1 protein-coding gene is annotated in these 410 nt (G+C 56.3%); it reads right to left on the bottom strand.

From position 1 onward, the window contains the following. Positions 1-42 precede the first annotated feature (42 nt). The coding region (locus A3709_RS19535; RefSeq protein WP_197484308.1) for a glutathione binding-like protein at positions 43-410 on the bottom strand (368 nt) is incomplete at its 5' end.

Below are 410 nucleotides of genomic sequence, written 5' to 3'. Positions count from 1 at the left end.
GGTGTCATCCTGGCGTGATATCGAGCAGAGACTGGCGCTCCCTCAGGAGCGCATTTCCCGTTCCTGCTCGGAAAGGCTTTCCTGGAAGGACTCGCGATTGAACAGTGCATCCATATAGGTAAACAGCGGCTTGGTCTGCTTTGTATTGCGGATATCCACACCCAGGGAAGGCAGGCGCCACAAAATGGGGGCAATGCAGCAATCCACCAGGGTGAACTCTTCGCTCATGAAGAAGGGCTTCTCTGCAAAAATCGGCGCAATAGCGGTGATGCTTTCCTTCAGTTCCTTGGTGGACTTCTTGATCGCACTGCCACTGCGTGTGTGCTGGATAGCATCCACCAGCGCGCACCACTCTTTTTCGAGGCCACGAATCAGCAGACGGCTCTCGGCGCGAGCCACCGGGTACACCG

The organism is Halioglobus sp. HI00S01 (genome assembly GCF_001635445.1).
In the GTDB taxonomy this organism is placed as follows: domain Bacteria; phylum Pseudomonadota; class Gammaproteobacteria; order Pseudomonadales; family Halieaceae; genus Halioglobus; species Halioglobus japonicus.
Note: the sequence above shows the minus strand (reverse complement) of the source record. Positions and strands in the feature narration are given on the sequence as shown.